Raw genomic sequence first — 17,782 nt, forward strand, 5'->3', positions numbered from 1 at the left:
AGATGATAATCTGCGGGGGTCAGCCTCTTTCACATGGCCGTTTCTTATGTACTAGAGCTTGAAGATGCTCATCGTGAGCTGCAGCTGCGTCACCAGCCGTGTCATTTCTTCCGACTGGGCCACGATGGCTTGCACGGCGCCGATCTGATCCTTCATGGAGGCGGACACTTGCTCCGTCCCGGCGGCTGATTGCTCCGTGATTGCCGATATGTTCTCCATCGTCGCCGAGATTTGTTGGGCGCCGGCCAGCATCTGCTCGCTTTCGCGCGCGAACTTTGAAATTTGCTCGCTGATGAAGGATACGCTGCTTACGATTTCTCCGAATACCGTTTCCGTCTCGGAAATCAGCTGGGTTTGCTCTTGCACGATCTTTTCGTTTTGCGCCATGGACGAGAGCGCTTCCTGGATGCCTTGCTCAATGCTGCGCACCAAGCCGAACACCTCTTGGGTCGAGGTCGTCGACTCTTCGGCAAGCTTCCGGACTTCTTGGGCGACGACGGCGAAGCCTCTGCCATGCTCGCCTGCCCGTGCCGCTTCGATAGAGGCGTTCAAGGACAGCAGGTTCGTCTGCTCGGCGATTTCCGAAATGGACGCGGTGATGGTGGAAATTCCTTTCGTCAGCTCGGCCAGCGAGTTGATCGTGTTCGAGACGTTGGCGGTCGCTTCGACGTTCTTGCGGACGCCGTCGCTTTGCGTTTCGACGGATTGCAGACCTTTATTGACCAGCTCCAGCATTTGGCCGGAGCGCGCATTCATTTCCCGCGTCGATTCCGTGTAGCTGGTTACTTTATGCTCGATGTCCTTCGTGGCGGCAGAAACCTCACTGATTTCCTCGGAAATTTGATTGGCCCCGGCTGCAAGCTCGTTGGCTGCGATCGCGGCTTCTTCGAGCACCGCTTTCATTTTCTCATTCTTGTAAAAGATGTCCCGGCTGGAATCCGACACGTGTTTCGACGCTTTACCGGTATCCTTCAAAATTTCGCGCAGCTTCTCCGTCATCCGGTTGAACGAATTCGCCAGCTCGCCCAGCGCATCGTTCGATTGAATGTGAATTTTCGACGTGAAGTCGCCCTTGGAGATGCTAATCGCGGCGCGGGAAATATCGCTGATCGGTTCTGTAAGCGTTCTTTCCAGGAATCGGATAAAAGGAAAACTTAACCCGGCCAGCAGAAATAGTAAAATAAGCCCCCAGAGCATACTTGACGAGGATTGAAAAATGAAAAACAGCATAGCGATGGAGTAAACGGCAACGATGGCGTAGCACCCAAGCTGGAGCTTGTTCTTAAACGATAAGCCTGAAAATCTGTTCATACCCGAACGACCCCTTCAATCTGTTCTGGGATCAACGACTCATACAAGGCGATTAATCCTACGGGCAATTATACCACTGCTTGTAAGTTTTGGTCTATAGGGTTGGAAGAAAGGGGTTTCGATAGGCCTACATGCATAGCGAAAAAAGTGAATTTTTGTTGATATTTTGATTTTATTGTCCTATAATAGGGCTACATCAGGATATACATAATATTCCATTAATTCAAAAAGAAGGGATGATGCTTTTGATTTTGGAGAAGGTTTCGTTAGCGCGGCAGTTGGACCTGGTGTTTCGGGAATTAAAGGAAGAGCTTGCGCATTTGACGTCGGGCACCGTATTCGTGCAAATTCGCAACAACATGGTAGGAAAGTTCGGGGTCAGGCACTTTCCCTTGGAAAGTAGAGGAAGCGAACTCAAGAAAGCGGACCGGGGACTGACCGAAAGCCACCAGCACTCCTTTCGTCAGACGGCCCTTGAGTCGTTAAAGCTGAAAAAATGGTCGCACGGCGAAATCCAGTTCGAGTTCGCGATGCGGCAAAACTTGTTATGCACAAGCGTCACGTTCGAATCGAATTATAATATGGCGAATCTTGTCAATCCCGACAAAAACGGCAATACCGATTGATCAGCACTTATACCTCATTTATAGTAGGATGGGCCTTTGGCGTTGATGCCGGAGGCTTATTTCACTTTTACGGATTCCATCCTGCGCTTAGACGGGAGCGGTGGAAATCGTTTATAATGAACAATACCGGCCTCGGACAATCGGGGCGGCCGCACATGGAAAAGCGGTTCCGCGAGGGAACCGCCCCGTTAAGTATTCGAGGTACTGCATTATCGAGTGAACTTGCCGGCCAACTGCTGCTCGGCGATTTGAACCAGACGACGTGTGATGTGGCCACCAATAGCCCCGGTGTCGCGAGTAGCCATGAAACCATAGTACCCGTCTTGAGGAATTTGGATGCCCAGCTCTTGAGCAACTTCATACTTCAGTTGGTCCAAAGCTTGGGAAGCTTGAGGTACGACCAAAGCGTTGCTGCTGCGGGATTGTCCTGCGCCCATCGATATCACCTCCGTTCTTGAAGGTAGTATGTACCAAAGCAATAATTATACTCTTTGAAAAAAATTGGTAAATGTGTCCACCGGGTGAAAAGGAGAACCGCCATGGCATTTTCATTAACTTACCGCAACTGGTCGTTTGACGCCGGCCTGCAGATCGTTCACGCCGACGTCCGGCTCGACATCGACGGTGAAACCGTGATCGATGAGCCTTTATGTCTGGACGTCGGACTGCCGGCCCTGCTCTTGAGCGCTTTGGAGAACGTGGAACCGGACCGCTGGGCCGGGGTGGACGCGTGGACGAAGGTTCCGTTCTTTATTTGCGGCTGCGGCGATCCGGAATGCCGGGCGTTCTCGTTCGTCGTCATCCACCGAAGCGAGCGGGAGCTGGAATTGACGGAAGTGGAGGAGCGGCAAGGCGGAGCCCCGCGCCGGGTAGCGTCTTATACGGTGGATAAGGCGGAGTACGTTCGGCAGGTACGGGATATCGCCGAAACGTTCCTGAGCTTCGTGGAGCCGCTCGACTACCGCCCTTTGTACAAAGACACCGTCCCCACGGTTCGCCGATTGTTGGATGAGTTGTCTTTGAAATATTCGACATAGTCGTTTATAACCCGTCCGCGACGGTAAGGTCCGGCATCCAGCGGCGCATATGGGCGGCCACTTCTTTAAAGACGCGGGGCGCGTCCTTTAATTCCTCTTCCGTCACGGAGGCCAGCGGAACGACACGATAACCGCGCCACCGCTTGAAGCGGATGTAAGTGGGCAGGAATGTGACGTTCTCGACGACGATGCGGCTGCCTATCGAACCGGCCTCTGGCCCCGGCCCCGGTACCTTTCGGAGGTCCGCGCTCAAGATGCCGCCGATTCGCGTATGCGGGTCGGATTGCTTCTGAGCGGCGATAAAATTGCCGAGCGAGTAGACGACCAGGCTTCGTCCGCCGTTACGGCCGTTGTCGATCCACTCGAGCGGCTGCAGCACATGCGGATGATGGCCGAGGATCAAGTCCGCGCCGGACACGGCGGCCAGTTTGGCCAGGCGCTTCTGCTCGTCGTTCGGCAGCCGCTGATATTCGACGCCGAAGTGCAGGCTGACGACGACGGCATCGGCCAGCCGCTTCGCTTCGCGAATTTCGGCGGTCAGGACGCCCGGCTCCAGCCGGTGCACGAGATGGGATTTGCCTGGCGGTGAAGGAATGCCGTTGGTGCCGTAGGTATATGATAGAAACGCCAGCTTCAAGCCGTTCCGTTTCACGAGCCGCATACGCCGCCGATCGTTGACGCTCTCGCTCGCTCCCGCGTACTCGACCTGCAAGTCCCGCCAGTGCCCGATCGCTTGCAGCACAGCCTTCTCGCCGCGATCGAGCGTATGGTTGTTGGCCATCGTAACGACATCGACGCCGGCATCCCGGAGAGCGTCGGCTGTCTCGAACGGGCTGTTGAACGTCGGGTAATCGGACAAGCCGATGCCGATCCCGCCGGTGATGCTCTCTTGATTGGCGACAGTCACGTGCGCCGCCGCGAGCGCAGGACGGACTTTCTCGAACATCGGCCGAAAGTCGAAGCCGGTCTTTGTGCGGGCGTCGTCATAAATGGAGCGGTGAATCAAGACATCGCCGATGGCGGCGATCGACGCTTTCTGCTCCGGCTGCGGGCAGGGAGGGCCGGAGCGCAGCCGGGGTACTTCGTACGCCGCTCCTGGAACGGCTTGCCGGACGGCAGTCGGGTGAACGTCGGGGCTGGCGGCGGAACCGCTTAACGATGCAAGCAAGATGACCGCCGCTATAGCGCCGGACAGACAACGTGTCACGCAGGATTCGCCTCCCTTGTCATAACTTCACCGGTACCCTTACTATTCACTGGAATGAATGCGATTATGAAGCGTGGAAAATGTTTGAACACCGAAACCTTTTAACCGCGCCGTTCGTTAAAAATGACAAAGCCTCCGATCGACGGAAAGCGAGGAGATGTTAGTGATGGAAGCGCGCAAGGTATATGTTCGCGACAACTTTTTGTCCAGAGGGGAAACGGACATCACGGATGAACGGGAGCGGAAAATCGGCACGCTCGACCTGCACGGCATGTTTCAATCCGGCGTAACGGTCCAGAGTTTCTCAGATGGGTTAACGTCGTATAGCGGAAAATTCCGGGCTTTCTCCAATACGTGGCTCGTGTTTAACGGAGGGGACCAAGAAATCGGCACGTTAAAAGCGAAGTTCACTTTTTTTACCAAACGGTATGTATATGATAGCGATACGCACGGGACGTTCTATATCGAATCCCCCGCCTTCTCGCGGGAATATACGGTGAAGACGGAGAGGGAGCAGCTGGCCGCCGAATTCCGCCGCGTGGACGGGATGTTCGGGGCCGGGGCGTTCGAGCTGACCAACGACTCGACGCTGCCGATGGAAGAACTGATTGTCGTCGTCATGGGCGTTCATGCGATTCAAAAAAGGCAAAGCGCCGCCTCCACATAAGACAGCGAAGGAAAAAGGCTCCGGCAACGCTTAACGCGCTGCCGGAGCCTTTTGGCTTGCTGCAGAAGTTCAGGCGGGTGACCCTCCATTAAGCGCCGAAATTCATGTTCGGGTAAACGTAGGGTGTCTTCGCCGGTTCGGCTTTGGCTACCTTCTCGACCTTCAGCACCATGATCTCGACGTCGTTGAATTTCGTCTTCTCCAGGGTGCCGGTGACCGTGACCCAGGTGTCTGCGGCGAATGTTTTGGCGCGGTCGTACTCGGCAAGCACGCCGAACGGTGCGGCATCCGCGGAGCAGCATTGAATGGAAAAGCGCCCGATGACAAACTGGTTGTCTTTCATATCCTCTTGCCGGTAGACGAAACCGGTCAGCTGCATTTTTTTGCTGATGAAGGCATCCAGGTAAAGGTCCACCGAGGTGAGCGTCTCGATAAACCATTCTTCCTGGACGGTAATCTGATCGGAAGCGTACAGCTTCTTCGCGAAATCGGCGTACTGCTTCGTGAACTTATCCGATGGAAACAACGCATCGAGAGAACCGGAGGCTCCTTTGGCCGGCGGTTGCGCCGGCGGCGGATTGTCCGCGCCTGGCGCGGCTGCGTTGGAGGACGAGAGACCTGCCTCCGGAGGCTCGCTTTCTTTCTTCACGGCGCTGGCGCTGCTGAGGTTCATGCCTTTCTTCGCGGCCAAGCTGCTGCCCAGCGACGTATCCGGAAGCAAGAACCCGAGCAGCAGCGGCAGGAGGAAGAGGCCGTATACAACCGTGTTCTTGAGAATGGAGCGCGACGGCGTATGATCGTGCCCGCAGTCGCAATCCGGCTCATGCGTACTGCGGAACGTGCGTACCGCCTGATAGCCTTGGTACACAGCCACGGCGTAGAGCGCCAGGGAGGACCATTTGACGTAATCCACCATGCGGGGCGCGATGTAGAGCAAAATTCGATCGCTGTGCACGAGATATGCGATATAACCGGCAAAGCCGAATAAGATGAGCGCTTTAATGGTATGGTGAAAGCTGAGCAGACGTGGACTCATAATAGGACACCTCACTGGAAAAAGATACGTTCGAACAGCAGCGAGCCGATTAACGTCACGATTACGAGCAGCCCGGTCAGCAGAAGCACGAACTTGGCGCGGAAGGCGGACAGAAGCATGAGCGTGCTTTTCATATCGAGCATCGGTCCGAAGACAAGAAAGGTCAACAGCGACCCTGCCGAGAACGTCGTGGCGAACGACGAGGCGACGAAGGCGTCGGACGTCGAGCAGAGCGACAGCACATAGGCAAAGCCCATCATGAACAGATGCGAGCTAACCGTTCCTTCCCCGATCGAAACCAGGCTTTCCCGGGACATGAACGTTTGAATCAGGGCTGTCAGCATGGCGCCGAAAATCAAATATTTGCCCATGTCGAAAAATTCGTCCGATGCGTGCCCAAGCACGCCGGACAAGCGGCCTCGCCATCCGGGACCGTGAGCATGCGTATGGCTGTGATCATGCGTATGGCCGTGATCATGCCCATGCGCTGTATGATGATGATGCGTATGCCCATATTCGTGCCCGTGTTCATGCGCGTGATTGTGCGTGTGCACAGGCGCGGCACCGTATTTCAAGCCGGCCCGCAGCGGATTGGTGCGGACGAAACGGTACACGAGCAGCCCGATCGTGGCGGCGACGAGAAAAGCGAGCGCCATGCGCGAGTAGGCGATTTCGGGACGCGTACGGAACGCCATGAAGGTGGAGGCGTATACGACCGGATTAATAATCGGACCGGCGAGGATGAAGACGACGGCCGTATATACGGGCATGCCCTTGAGAATCAGGCGGCGTATGACCGGGATCATCCCGCATTCGCACAGCGGAAAGACGATGCCGAGCGCGCAGGCGAACAGAACGCCGAGCACCGGATTTTTGGGCACCCATTTGCGGATCGTTTGCTCGGAAACGAACATTTGCAGCAGGGCGGAAACCAGGACGCCGAGGAGGACGAACGGCAGCGCCTCGAGCACGATGCTGATGAACAGCGTCTTAAAGTTTTGAAGCTCCTCCGAGCCGATCCACGACAAGTCGGGCGGCTGTTTTTGCCTGAAAATAAGGATGAACATGATGATGCATAAAACGGCGAGAACGTTAGTGGCCAGTCGTTGAATAGTCGTTTGCAAAGCACGGTCTCTCCTTCTTTTTCGTAATTATTATTATAGCGTATGCACTGCGGAATGAATATAGGACAAGTTTTTGGTCAAAAAGTGATCTTGACATGCCGCATGCCGTTCGGTACAATGACGTCTAATAAGCGATGACGGGAATAAGTAGGCGGCAGGCACGCTTTGCAGAGAGCCGGTGGCAGGTGCGAACCGGCAGGCGGCGGTCGTTCGAATGGATCCTCGAGCTGAACGGTGGAACAGGCGTCAAACCCGGGCCCGGGCTTAGGAGTCGGGCGCTGCATTATACCGTTACGGTCACTCCCCGTTACAGGAGATCAAGGCTCTTGTCGATCGCCGATTCGCGGCTGATGCGGCAACGGGCGAATTAGGGTGGCACCACGGTCTCTCGTCCCTTGCGGCGGGAGGCCTTTTTGTTTTGCAGTCGGACCGGAAGAAGAGAAGTTTCCATGATCAAGGAGGAAGAAGAACATGTCCAAATTACGAGTGCTGTCGGGGATGCAGCCCAGTGGGCAGTTGACGCTGGGCAACTATATCGGAGCCTTGAAAAATTATGTGAAGCTGCAGATCACCCATGATTGCTACTTTATGGTGGTCGATCTGCATGCAATTACGGTTCCGCAGGAACCGGCGGCGTTGAAAGAGCAGTCGGAGTCGGTCGCGGCGCTGTATTTGGCGGCTGGCATCGATCCGAAAGCGGCAACGGTCTTCCTGCAATCGACGGTGTCCGCTCATGCGGAGCTTGGATGGTTGATGACGACGCTCACCTATATGGGCGAGCTGGAGCGGATGACGCAATTTAAAGACAAGTCGGCCGGCAAAGAATCCGTCGGTGCGGGCTTGTTCACGTATCCTTCGTTGATGGCGGCCGACATTCTGTTGTACAATGCCGATCTCGTGCCGGTGGGCGACGATCAGAAGCAGCATCTGGAGCTGACGCGCGACCTGGCGCAGCGGTTCAACGGCAAGTTTGGCGAGACGTTCAAAATTCCGCAGGGCTACATCCCGGAAGTCGGGGCGCGTGTCATGTCGCTTGACGATGCCTCCAAGAAGATGAGCAAGAGCAATCCGAATGCCGGCAGCTACATCGCGCTGCTCGATGCGCCGGACGTTGTACGCAAGAAAATTAGCCGGGCGGTAACGGACTCGGGGCGCGAAGTGAAATTCGATCCGGCGAACAAGCCGGAGGTGAGCAACCTGATCAGCATTTACACACAGGTGGCTGATAAAACGATTGCCGAAGTCGAGGCGCTTTACGAAGGACAAGGCTACGGGCCGTTTAAAAAAGACCTGGCCGAGGCTGTCGTGACGGTGCTGGAGCCGCTGCAGCAGCGCTATCGCGAGATCCGGGAATCCGGCGAGCTGCACCGCATCCTGGCCGAAGGGAAGGAGCGGGCCGCCGAGCAGGCGGAACGGATGCTGAAGGAAGTCAAAACGAAGATGGGCTTTGTCGTTCTTTGAAACGACAAAAGAGCTTGTCCGACGGTGTGATCGTTCACCCGGAGGACAAGCTCTTTTTTATGTATCGATCCGTCAGCGTTCTTCTTGCTGCCGGCCTTCGCGCCGTCTCCGCTGTCTGGCCTTCACGATAAAGCCGGATCCTATAAAGAATAGGGCGATTATGCCGGTCAATACGGCCATCCATGGTCGGCCTGCAGCGATAAAGTAGCTGACCGTTGTCAGCAGCGCGGTCCCGACAAGGGCATAAATCAGCGCAAGAGTTTTGTTCATAAGGGTTCAAATCCGCCTTTGCTCCATAAAATTTGAAACTCGAAAGGTTTTTTCATAAAGGTGCGTATAGTTTCTTACAGCGGGCACATAATAAGTTTGCAAGCTTGCAAATACATCAAAGACATCATTCAATTGAAAGGAGTGCTGAACATGGGTGCAGGTCAATCCCGCAGCAGCAACGCTCTGGTCGTACCACAAGCTTCACAGGCATTGGATCAATTAAAGTATGAGGTAGCTCAAGAATTGGGCATCCAAATCCCGCAAGACGGCTACTACGGTTACATGGCATCTCGCGACACCGGTGCGATCGGCGGTCACATCACTCGTCGCTTGGTCCAAATCGCCGAGCAAGCAATCGCGGGTCAAACTCGCTAATTGCAGACGGCATTCTTAGCATCAGCGTAGTATCGACATAAGCTCAGGGAGCCAATCTCCTTGGGCTTTTTCATCATATATGGCGAACAAGTCCGCTGAAAGAAGCGGAGCATGAGCCTGAAGGGTGGCGCATGTCCGCTGGCGGGTTAAGGCCCGGTTAATTCATATCGACGCGCAGCTTCTTCTCCAGCCGGGTATCGTTCACCCAGCCGACATAAGAATCGAGCGTTTCAAACGATTTGTCCATCCGCAGCACCGCTACGAAAGGATACTGCTTGCGATGCCGGTAGCGCACATCGGCCCAGCGTACCTCGTAGCCCCAGCCGTGCTCCTTGACGTCGGCGCAGGCAAACGAGGTAAAGTAAAGGAAGGAGGCGATATTCGGATGCGCTTTGGAAGCTTCTACCGCCGGATGGCAATCGCATTTGACGTGATCGACCCACTTGATCCGGCCGTTGCGATATTCGCCCAGGCTGAACGTCGTGTCGTTCTTTTGTTTCACGACCTGCCAATGATACAGATGGACGGTAGGGATTAACGTGTACTTGTCGCCGGGCGCGTACTCGGGATCCTGACGGTACAAGGTGGACTCCAGCCGGTGATGATGCCACGAGCGCCACGCGTAATAAACGGCTATCAATCCGTATAACAACGGGAAAGCGACCGCCGGGTCCACCAACCTCATCGACCAGAGGAAGATGGCGACCACATGCGCCAAAAAGATAAACGGATCGAAAATATGAATGATATTCCATGACACCCATCGCTCCGAGAAGGGACGAAGCGCTTGCGTTCCGTACGTATTGAACAAGTCGGTAAATACGTGGAATGCAACGGCGATGAACACCCACATCGTGACATGCAGCATAGGCAATCCGTCGAAGAAAAGCCAGAGCGCGCCGGAGATGGCTGCCGTCCAAAGGAAAAGCGCAGGCAGCGAATGGGAGATCCCGCGATGATTTTTAATGTAAACGGCATTGTTCTTCAAACGAAGCAGCGTATCCGCATCGGGCGCTTGCGAGCCCGCGACGGTTCCGATCAAGACCGCCGTCGCAACGACGGGATCTGCGGCTACGACAGGATCAATATAAGCGAGCCCTGCCAGTCCTAGCCCGATGACGAGATGGGTACCGGTGTCCATGGACTTACCTCCTGAAAAGCGTATTTCTTCCATAATGTGATTTGCAGTCCATTACTAGTAGTGTATCATTTTCTTGAACAAAATAAAGGTGGCGAGGGTGAAAAAAGTGTGTATCGTTTTTGTCGAGTATCGGATTGAAAAAGAGTACCGTACTTCTTATTTAACGTGGGCGGCCGTTTTGAAACAACAGTTCGAACAAATGGACGTTTATGAGGGGGCTGAACAGCCCGGTTTGTTCGTTGAAATTTGGAACGGGTTGAGCGATGAAGCTTACGCGGCTATGAAAGCGGCCCGGACCGGAACGATAACGCCGGGCCTGCCCGATGAGACGGAAGAAGGTCGCTTGTGGCGCCGCATAGACCCTTGGATCGCCGGCGGCCGCGGGAAAGTCCATATATGGAAGTTCACGAGGATCACCCATTAGGACGAAACCTTTCGTTTGCTCGAAGCTTATGATCCAGCTATATTCAAGCGATTCGAAAACGGTATAGGTATTTGATCGATTTGGCAGTCGTGCCGGCGAAAATAAAGAAACAGCGGAATCCCCCCAAATAGGGGATCCGCTGTTTCCGGCTTAACCATGTATGTTTTTTTAAAGAGTCAGCTTTATCGGCCGGTCGGGCCTCCTCCGAACGGATACGTGTAATTAAGTTCTTCGTCGAAGGTGATGTAGTCGAGGTTAACCATGAGGAGCAGGTACCGCATGCCTGTGGTCGGGTCGCTGATGATGATGTGGTCGCGGCCGGCGGCTTCCAGGCGACCCCTGAACACTTTTGCGTTCCATTCGGAGTTATTCTCGAACGTCATATAGATGGTGGCTACCTTGCCAAGGTTTAATCGCAGAATGTTCTCGATGAACGATTGCTCGAGCGGGAGCAAGCCGTGCGCTGCCTGGGACTGCGGGGACATGCCCGGCAAGGTCGAACCGCTTGGGATGGTCGCGCCCATGGGTGCGATCGGTTGAGTCGGGCCCGGGCCCGGCGAATACATCGGGTAGCCGTAAGCATTGGTGTTCGGGCGGTAAGCTTGATTGTACATAATTTTCGAAAAACCTCCTTTGGGGTTAACGCCTGATAGGTGCATTGAACGCCTGGGCACATGCTGCCTGCAGGGGGGAAGAAACCGTGCTTCTGCTAGCGTCCGGTGTTCGGTTGGTTGCGCCGGGCCGAACTGGCGCCGGGTGGAACTGACATACCAAAGAGAATGACTTGCCGGATCATAACGCTCGCCGCTGGTCGCTCGCTGCATCTAGGCTTTCGCACATAATTTATACTATGTGATAGGCGGATGTTTGTTGACGGGTGGGGGTTGTATTTTTTTGTAAACGGCAAAAACCGTAAAGCCTGTGGCTTTACGGTTCTCAGAGCAGTCGGTTAGAAATCGAAATTGTCTGGATCCGGTCCGAATCGGCGGTCTTGATTCAATCCGTCCAAACGGGTCATATCTTCGTCGGTAAGCGCGAAGTCGAAAAGATCGGCATTCTCCTGAATCCGGTGTTTCGTAACGGATTTCGGGATGGTGACAATGCCGTGCTGGAGATCCCAGTGAAGGATGATTTGCGCCGGCGATTTTCCATACTTGCCGGCAAGCTCGGTCAGCAGCGGCAGGTCGAGGTTGCCCTGCATCAACGGGCTCCAGGCCTCCAGTTGAATACGCTGCTTTTGGCAAAAACGGCGAAGCTCCAACTGCTGCAGCAGCGGGTGGAATTCAACCTGATTGACGGCCGGCACAACTCCGCTGTCGTCGATGAGGTCCTGCAGGTGATGGACTTGGAAGTTGCTGACGCCGATCGCGCGTACATAGCCTTCGTCGCGCAGCTTGATCAGCGCTTTCCAGGTTTCTTTGTATTTGCCTTTGACCGGCCAATGTATCAAATATAAATCGATGGTTTCAAGCTGTAATTTGCGCCGGCTTTCCTCGAAGGCGCGCAGCGTCGATTCGAAGCCTTGATCCGCGTTCCATACTTTGGTCGTGACGAACAATTGTTCCCTCGGGATGCCTGAGGCTTTCAGGGCTTGGCCGACTCCGGCTTCGTTGCCGTAAGAGGCTGCCGTGTCAATAGAGCGGTATCCCGCTGCAAGCGCGTCGGTGACGGCTTGAACGACCTCATCCCCATCCTTCGTTTTCCATACGCCCAGGCCGAGCCAAGGCATGGTTACCCCGTTGTTAAGCGTGGTGGCGTCATGGATTTGCTTCAAGGTTGTCATCGTGAATCGCTCCCTCTATATGGATATTTTTGGGTTATGTAATCCATTTTTATGATAACACAAGAGACGGGGAACGCCAAAGCGAGCCTGTTTTTGCTTACAGGCTCGGGGCGGATGGCTCCCTTCGTTATACAACCAGGTGTTTGCGCACCATCTCTTCGCTTAATTGCGAAGGATCGCCTTCGGCCACAATGACGCCTTTATCGAGAACGTAATAATAATCGGCGATGCTTGTCGCGAACGTTAGACTCTGTTCCACCAGCAGCACGGACGTATTCCCGATTTTCTTGATCGCTTCGATGGCGCGCTCGATATCCTGAACGATAGAGGGCTGGATGCCTTCCATCGGTTCGTCGAGCAGCAGCAGCCTCGGCTCGGCAGCAAGGGCGCGGGCGATCGCAAGCTGCTGCTGTTGGCCGCCGCTCAAATCACCGCCCTTCCGGTGAAGCATTTCCCGGAGAATGGGAAAATTCTCGAAGACAGAATCGGGAATGCCGGCTTTGCGCAGCTTGGAAGGCGCGGCTTCCAGGCCAAGCAGCAAATTTTCTTCAATCGTCAGCTGGGGGAAAATGTCCCGGCCCTGCGGGACGTAGCCGATGCCGGCCTTGGCGCGCAGATCGGGTGAAAATCGCGTTATGTCTTGGCCTGCATAGGAGATGCTGCCGCTTCGCGGCTTGATCAGGCCTATGATCGTTTTCATCGTCGTTGTTTTGCCGACGCCGTTACGGCCCATCAAACATACGACTTGGCCGGGTTTTACCTGCAGCGTGACTTGCCGCAGAATCATGCTCTCCCCGTATCCGGCTTCCAGCGCTTGCAGGCGCAGCCCGGCATTTACGCCGCTATCCTTCGTCATGTCGTTCCGTCCTCCTCCCTAAGTAAACCTCGGCGACTTTATCGTCGTTCTGAATCTCCTCCATCGTGCCTTCCCGCAAAGTGGCGCCCTCATGCATAACCGTTACGATTTGGGCGAACTGACGCACGAATTCCATGTCGTGCTCGACGACAACGACTGTCTGGCTTCGGCTGATCCGCTGCAGCAGCTCGCCGGTTTTCCCGGTCTCGCTGTCTGTCATGCCGGCGGCCGGTTCATCGAGCAGCAGCAGCTCCGGCTCCTGACTCAGCAGCATGCCGATTTCAAGCCACTGCTTCTCCCCATGCGAGAGCGAGCCGGCCGCCGCCGTCTCCTTATGCGCGAGTCCGACCATCTCTAAATAATGCCGGATGCGGGCCCGCTGCTGGGGGGGCGACGAAGTGAACAGAGCGCCGAAGATACCGCGCTTTTGTTTGACAGCGAGCAGCATGTTTTCGTAAACGGATAGGGTGGAGAAGATGGAGGGAGCTTGGAATTTGCGTCCGATGCCCAGCTGTGCGATTTGATGCTCCTGGTGGCGGGCCAGGTCGATCTTGTCCTTGAACTTAACGCTGCCCTTCGACGGCTTCACCTTGCCGCAGAGCACGTCGAGAAGGGTCGTCTTGCCGGCGCCGTTCGGACCGATCAAAAAGCGCAGTTCCCCCGGAGCGAGCAGCAGATTCAGTCCGCGAATCGCTTTAAAGCCGCTGAAGCTGACTTCCAGGTTTTCGATGCGAATGAGGGGGGAGGCTGCTTCTGTACGCGGTGACGTTAGAGGTTGGATCATGGGTGAGGCCTCCTTCTTATCAGGTGTTGTTGGGCTCAGTGCCTGCCGTTGCGGCGAGCGATGCGCTGCTTCGCGGGGAAGCGGGTGACGATGTGGTCTTCTTCCGGCGCTTCAACAGATCGTGGATCGACCCGACAATGCCCTTCGGCAAAAACATCGTCACAACAATGAACATCGCGCCGATCAGAATCGGCCACCAGTCCGGATACGCTTCGCTGAACGTTGTTTTGGCGCTGTTCGTCAGGATGGTTCCGATTATGGCACCGAAGATGGTGGCCCGGCCGCCGACGGCGACCCACAGCACCATTTCAATAGAAGGGACGATGCCCATCTGTGCAGGAGAGATGATGCCTTCATGCAGCACGAACATGACGCCGGCCAGCCCGGCGAGCGCGGCGGACACGCAATAGATGAACACTTTATAAGCGACGGGGTTGTAGCCGAGGAACCGTACCCGGTTCTCTGAGTCGCGAATGGCGATTAAGATGTTGCCGAGCTTGCCGGACGTCAGCCACAGGCAAAAGCAAATGACGAGCCCGACGAGCACGACCGTCACGTAATAAAATAGGGTTTTGGTCGCAGGATCGCCCACGGGCATTCCGAGAAACGTGCTGAAGCTCGTCAAGCCGTTCGACCCTCCGGTATACCCCTGCTGGCCGACGAATAAGGTGACGGTGATGATGACGAGCGCTTGCGACAGGATGGAGAAAAAGGAGCCCCGGATGCGATTGCGGAACGTGAGATAACCGAGGAAGAGGGCGACCAGCGTAGGCACGGCTATGGCCAGCAGCAGGGCCGCTCCGGCGGAATGAAAGGGCGCCCAAAACCAGGGCAGCTTCTCCACGCCGCTCCATGACATGAAGTCCGGCAGCCCGCCATCGGAGGCGACGAGCTTCAGGTGCATCGCCATGCAGTAGGCGCCCAGCCCGAAGTAAACGCCATGGCCGAGACTCAGGATTCCGGTATAGCCCCAGATCAGATCGAGCCCCATGGCCAGGATGGCGAATGCCAGAAATTTGCCCAACAGACCGAGCCTGAATTCGGACAACGCCATAGGGGCCAAGCATAAAAGAGCGATTAAAATCACGGTGGCAATCGCTTTGGTTTGGGTACTGCCTAACGTCAGTTTCATGCGTCATACACTCCTTCTGCGGTTTAATCCAGCGCACGCGACTTCATCGTGACGAGCCCGGCCGGCTTCCATTGCAGGAACGCGATAATCAGGGTAAACACGATGACTTTGCCGAGCGTGGCGCTCGTCGAGTATTCGAAGGCGGTGTTCAGGACACCGATGCCGAGCGCGCCGACGACCGTGCCGACGATTTTGCCGATGCCTCCGAGCACGACGACCATGAACGCGTCTACAATATAATAGGTGCCGATCGAAGGGCCGATCGGACCGAGCAGCGTCAAGGCGCAGCCGGCGATGCCGGCGAGTCCCGAACCGAGCCCAAAGCCGAGCGCATCCACGCGTTTGGTGGAAATGCCGACGCACGCGGCCATCGAACGGTTCTGCATGACGGCCTGCATGTTGCGTCCGTTACGGGTGTGGTACAAGAACCAATAAAGGCCGATGATGCACAGGGCGGCTAAGGCGATAATGAACAGCCGCTTGTAAGGCAGGATGAGCTCGGCCGTGACGGTCCAGCCGCCTTCGAGCCAGCTTGGCGCTTTGACGGCGACGTTAGGCGCTCCGAAGATCGAGCGTGCAAGCTGCTGCAGTACAAGACTGACGCCCCAAGTGGCGAGCAGGCTGTCGAGCGGGCGGCCGTAGAGGAAACGGATCAGCGTTTTTTCCAGTATCCAACCGATCAGGCCCGCCGCGAGGAACGAGACGGCGAGCGAGACGGCAAAATAATAGCCGAATGCCGAGGCGGGCACATATTTTTGAAACGCCAGCTGGATCATGTAGGCCATATAGGCGCCGATCATCAGGAACTCGCCGTGCGCCATGTTGATCACATTCATCAGACCGAACGTAATGGCCAGCCCGAGTGCGATGAGCAGCAAAATCGAGCTGAGGGAAATGCCGTTAAACAACTGAAGCAGCAAAATGCTCATGGCAGGTTCGCCTCCTTGTTTGGGAGTCAAGCTGTAAAGGTGAGGTTGAAGGAAAGGGACCGCCCGAAGGCAGTCCCGCGTCCAGAAATACGTTCAGTTCTACGATGTGCAGCGTGATTATTTCTTGGTCACTTCCGCGCCCCAAGGATACGTGGTGAGGAACGGATCCGGCTTCACCGGCTGGCCCGAGTTCCAAACTTCTTTAAATTGGCCGTCGGCTTGCACCTGGCCGATCCGTACCGTTTTGAATACATGCTGATTGTCGCCGTCAATTTTCACTTTGCCGCCCGGTGCGTTGAATTCGAGGCCCTTGGCAGCTTCTTTCACCTTGTCAACCTCGAAGGAACCGGCTTTCTTAACGGCCTCCGCCCACAGGTATACGCCGAAGTATCCGGCTTCGATCGGGTCGTCGGTTACGCGGTCCTGGCCATATTTCGCTTTGTAGGCTTCAACGAATTTTCGGTTCTCCGGCGTATCGGTCGTTTGGTAATAGTTCCATGCTGCGTAATGTCCTTCGAGCACGGAGGCGCCGATACCGCGGATTTCTTCTTCCGCCACGCTGACGGACAAGGTCGTCAGGTCGCTTGCGCTGATGCCGGCATCCTTCAATTGTTTGAAGAAGGCGACGTTGCTGTCTCCGTTCAACGTGTTGAAGACGATGTCCGGCTTTTCCTTCTTGATTTTGCTGATGATCGTGTTGTAGTCGGTATGGCCGAGCGGCGTGTATTCCTCGGCGATCAGGGTGCCGCCTTCGGCTTTCAGCTGCTCTTTAATAATCTTGTTTGCCGTGCGCGGGAAGACATAGTCGGAGCCGAGGAGGAAAAATGTTTTGCCTTTATTCTGCAAGAGCCATGTGACGGCCGGTACAATTTGTTGGTTCGTCGTAGCGCCGGTGTAGAAGATGTTCGGAGATGCTTCCAGACCTTCGTACTGGACCGGGTAGAAGAACAGGCCTTTGTTCTGTTCGACGACGGGGAGAACCGCTTTCCGGCTTGACGACGTCCACCCGCCGAAGATCACTGCTGCTTTGTCTTTTTGAAGCAGCTTTTTCGTCTTCTCTGCAAAAGTCGGCCAGTCAGACGCGCCGTCTTCAACGATCGGCTTGATTTGTTTGCCGAGCACACCGCCGGCTTTATTGATTTCCTCGATGGCGAGCAAAGTCGCATCTCGAACGGATACTTCGCTGATGGACATGGTGCCGGTCAACGAGTGCAGCACGCCGACGGGCACGGTGCCGGCGTCCCCGTCTTTCGGGGCTTCGGTCATGGTCGCTGTTGGGGTTTCGGAGCCCGAGGTGGCGGCCGGCGTTGTCTGGCTTGCGCATCCGGCAAGCAGCGCCGTCCATGCAAGCGCTCCTGCCATAAGTACGGTTAAGCTTTGTCTTTGTTTTTGTCTTTGTTTTTGGTTTCTCAATTCATCCACTCCCCTACTATTTGGAAATTGGTGATCACACGATTATCATAGTGACATCCGGAAATTATGTCAATATATATTACATACAAAAAATAATCGACTAAATTCACTTTGTATCTGACCTGATACTGACGTTATCATTAGGATTTTCGGTTAAAATTAGAGATAACCTCCTTTTTCAGCTCTTTTTATGTTATATTAAATGA

Annotated in this window: 20 protein-coding genes and 1 other annotated feature; of the genes, 6 read left to right on the forward strand and 14 right to left on the reverse strand. The window is 55.3% G+C overall.

Going from position 1 to position 17,782, the window contains the following annotated elements; translation table 11 throughout:
- Positions 1–51 precede the first annotated feature (51 nt).
- Positions 52–1,311, reverse strand: coding sequence for a methyl-accepting chemotaxis protein (locus ACZ439_RS18390; protein WP_054799840.1), 1,260 nt, complete (start codon positions 1,309–1,311; stop codon positions 52–54).
- A gap of 236 nt (positions 1,312–1,547) precedes the next feature.
- Here ACZ439_RS18390 and ACZ439_RS18395 point away from each other — a divergent pair, with 236 nt between their 5' ends.
- Positions 1,548–1,937, forward strand: coding sequence for an O-methyltransferase (locus ACZ439_RS18395; protein WP_372813985.1), 390 nt, complete (start codon positions 1,548–1,550; stop codon positions 1,935–1,937).
- Between the two features lie 209 nt (positions 1,938–2,146).
- Here the strand turns inward: ACZ439_RS18395 and ACZ439_RS18400 are convergent, their stop codons facing one another.
- Positions 2,147–2,374: an alpha/beta-type small acid-soluble spore protein gene (locus ACZ439_RS18400; protein WP_054796343.1), complete on the reverse strand. Its 228-nt coding sequence runs from the start codon at positions 2,372–2,374 to the stop codon at positions 2,147–2,149.
- Between the two features lie 102 nt (positions 2,375–2,476).
- Between ACZ439_RS18400 and ACZ439_RS18405 the strand changes: the two genes are divergently transcribed.
- Positions 2,477–2,974, forward strand: coding sequence for a hypothetical protein (locus ACZ439_RS18405; protein WP_054796344.1), 498 nt, complete (start codon positions 2,477–2,479; stop codon positions 2,972–2,974).
- A 4-nt stretch (positions 2,975–2,978) separates the two neighbouring features.
- On the opposite strand, the gene ACZ439_RS18410 is transcribed toward ACZ439_RS18405, so the two are convergent.
- Positions 2,979–4,181 (reverse strand): CapA family protein, encoded by a 1,203-nt coding sequence (locus tag ACZ439_RS18410; protein ID WP_464620022.1) that lies wholly within the window; start codon positions 4,179–4,181, stop codon positions 2,979–2,981.
- A gap of 166 nt (positions 4,182–4,347) precedes the next feature.
- On the opposite strand from ACZ439_RS18410, the gene ACZ439_RS18415 reads away from it, so the two are divergent.
- Positions 4,348–4,848, forward strand: a complete 501-nt coding sequence (locus ACZ439_RS18415) for an LURP-one-related/scramblase family protein (protein WP_127604971.1) — start codon at positions 4,348–4,350, stop codon at positions 4,846–4,848.
- Between the two features lie 88 nt (positions 4,849–4,936).
- Here the strand turns inward: ACZ439_RS18415 and ACZ439_RS18420 are convergent, their stop codons facing one another.
- A complete protein-coding gene (locus tag ACZ439_RS18420; RefSeq protein WP_430104002.1) occupies positions 4,937–5,884 on the reverse strand; it encodes a TIGR03943 family putative permease subunit in 948 nt (315 codons plus the stop codon).
- Positions 5,885–5,895: 11 nt separating this feature from the next.
- Positions 5,896–7,008, reverse strand: a complete 1,113-nt coding sequence (locus ACZ439_RS18425; protein WP_141335395.1) for a permease — start codon at positions 7,006–7,008, stop codon at positions 5,896–5,898.
- Between the two features lie 125 nt (positions 7,009–7,133).
- Positions 7,134–7,407: a binding site (T-box leader), on the forward strand.
- A 72-nt stretch (positions 7,408–7,479) separates the two neighbouring features.
- Here ACZ439_RS18425 and trpS point away from each other — a divergent pair.
- Complete coding sequence (trpS, locus tag ACZ439_RS18430) at positions 7,480–8,469, forward strand: tryptophan--tRNA ligase (RefSeq protein WP_127604966.1); 990 nt, start codon at positions 7,480–7,482, stop codon at positions 8,467–8,469.
- 72 nt (positions 8,470–8,541) lie between these two features.
- Here trpS and ACZ439_RS18435 read toward each other — a convergent pair whose 3' ends face one another.
- A complete protein-coding gene (locus ACZ439_RS18435; RefSeq protein ID WP_054796349.1) occupies positions 8,542–8,739 on the reverse strand; it encodes a DUF5325 family protein in 198 nt (65 codons plus the stop codon).
- Positions 8,740–8,889: 150 nt separating this feature from the next.
- On the opposite strand from ACZ439_RS18435, the gene ACZ439_RS18440 reads away from it, so the two are divergent.
- Positions 8,890–9,114 (forward strand): alpha/beta-type small acid-soluble spore protein, encoded by a 225-nt coding sequence (locus ACZ439_RS18440; RefSeq protein ID WP_054796368.1) that lies wholly within the window; start codon positions 8,890–8,892, stop codon positions 9,112–9,114.
- Between the two features lie 157 nt (positions 9,115–9,271).
- Here the strand turns inward: ACZ439_RS18440 and ACZ439_RS18445 are convergent, their stop codons facing one another.
- A complete protein-coding gene (locus ACZ439_RS18445) occupies positions 9,272–10,255 on the reverse strand; it encodes a metal-dependent hydrolase (RefSeq protein WP_127604964.1) in 984 nt (327 codons plus the stop codon).
- A gap of 97 nt (positions 10,256–10,352) precedes the next feature.
- Between ACZ439_RS18445 and ACZ439_RS18450 the strand changes: the two genes are divergently transcribed.
- Positions 10,353–10,679, forward strand: coding sequence for a hypothetical protein (locus ACZ439_RS18450; protein WP_464620023.1), 327 nt, complete (start codon positions 10,353–10,355; stop codon positions 10,677–10,679).
- 182 nt (positions 10,680–10,861) lie between these two features.
- Here the strand turns inward: ACZ439_RS18450 and gerQ are convergent, their stop codons facing one another.
- From gerQ to urtA, 7 genes are all read right to left on the reverse strand, one after another.
- Positions 10,862–11,293, reverse strand: coding sequence for a spore coat protein GerQ (gene gerQ, locus ACZ439_RS18455; protein ID WP_054799844.1), 432 nt, complete (start codon positions 11,291–11,293; stop codon positions 10,862–10,864).
- Positions 11,294–11,628: 335 nt separating this feature from the next.
- Complete coding sequence (locus tag ACZ439_RS18460; RefSeq protein ID WP_054796351.1) at positions 11,629–12,462, reverse strand: aldo/keto reductase; 834 nt, start codon at positions 12,460–12,462, stop codon at positions 11,629–11,631.
- A 127-nt stretch (positions 12,463–12,589) separates the two neighbouring features.
- Positions 12,590–13,318, reverse strand: a complete 729-nt coding sequence (urtE, locus tag ACZ439_RS18465; protein ID WP_141335405.1) for an urea ABC transporter ATP-binding subunit UrtE — start codon at positions 13,316–13,318, stop codon at positions 12,590–12,592.
- Entirely contained in the window at positions 13,305–14,102 is a 798-nt protein-coding gene (gene urtD, locus ACZ439_RS18470; RefSeq protein WP_054796352.1) for an urea ABC transporter ATP-binding protein UrtD, read from the reverse strand. The genes urtE and urtD overlap by 14 nt, the downstream gene beginning before the upstream one ends.
- 19 nt (positions 14,103–14,121) lie before the next feature.
- Positions 14,122–15,234: an urea ABC transporter permease subunit UrtC gene (urtC, locus tag ACZ439_RS18475; protein ID WP_127604954.1), complete on the reverse strand. Its 1,113-nt coding sequence runs from the start codon at positions 15,232–15,234 to the stop codon at positions 14,122–14,124.
- Between the two features lie 23 nt (positions 15,235–15,257).
- Positions 15,258–16,163 (reverse strand): urea ABC transporter permease subunit UrtB, encoded by a 906-nt coding sequence (urtB, locus tag ACZ439_RS18480; protein WP_127604952.1) that lies wholly within the window; start codon positions 16,161–16,163, stop codon positions 15,258–15,260.
- Positions 16,164–16,280: 117 nt separating this feature from the next.
- Positions 16,281–17,525 carry an urea ABC transporter substrate-binding protein gene (gene urtA / locus ACZ439_RS18485; RefSeq protein WP_141335448.1) on the reverse strand — a complete coding sequence of 415 codons (1,245 nt, stop codon included), beginning with the start codon at positions 17,523–17,525 and terminating at the stop codon, positions 16,281–16,283.
- Positions 17,526–17,782 lie beyond the last annotated feature (257 nt).

This window comes from Paenibacillus sp. JCM 9796, from assembly GCF_055379675.1.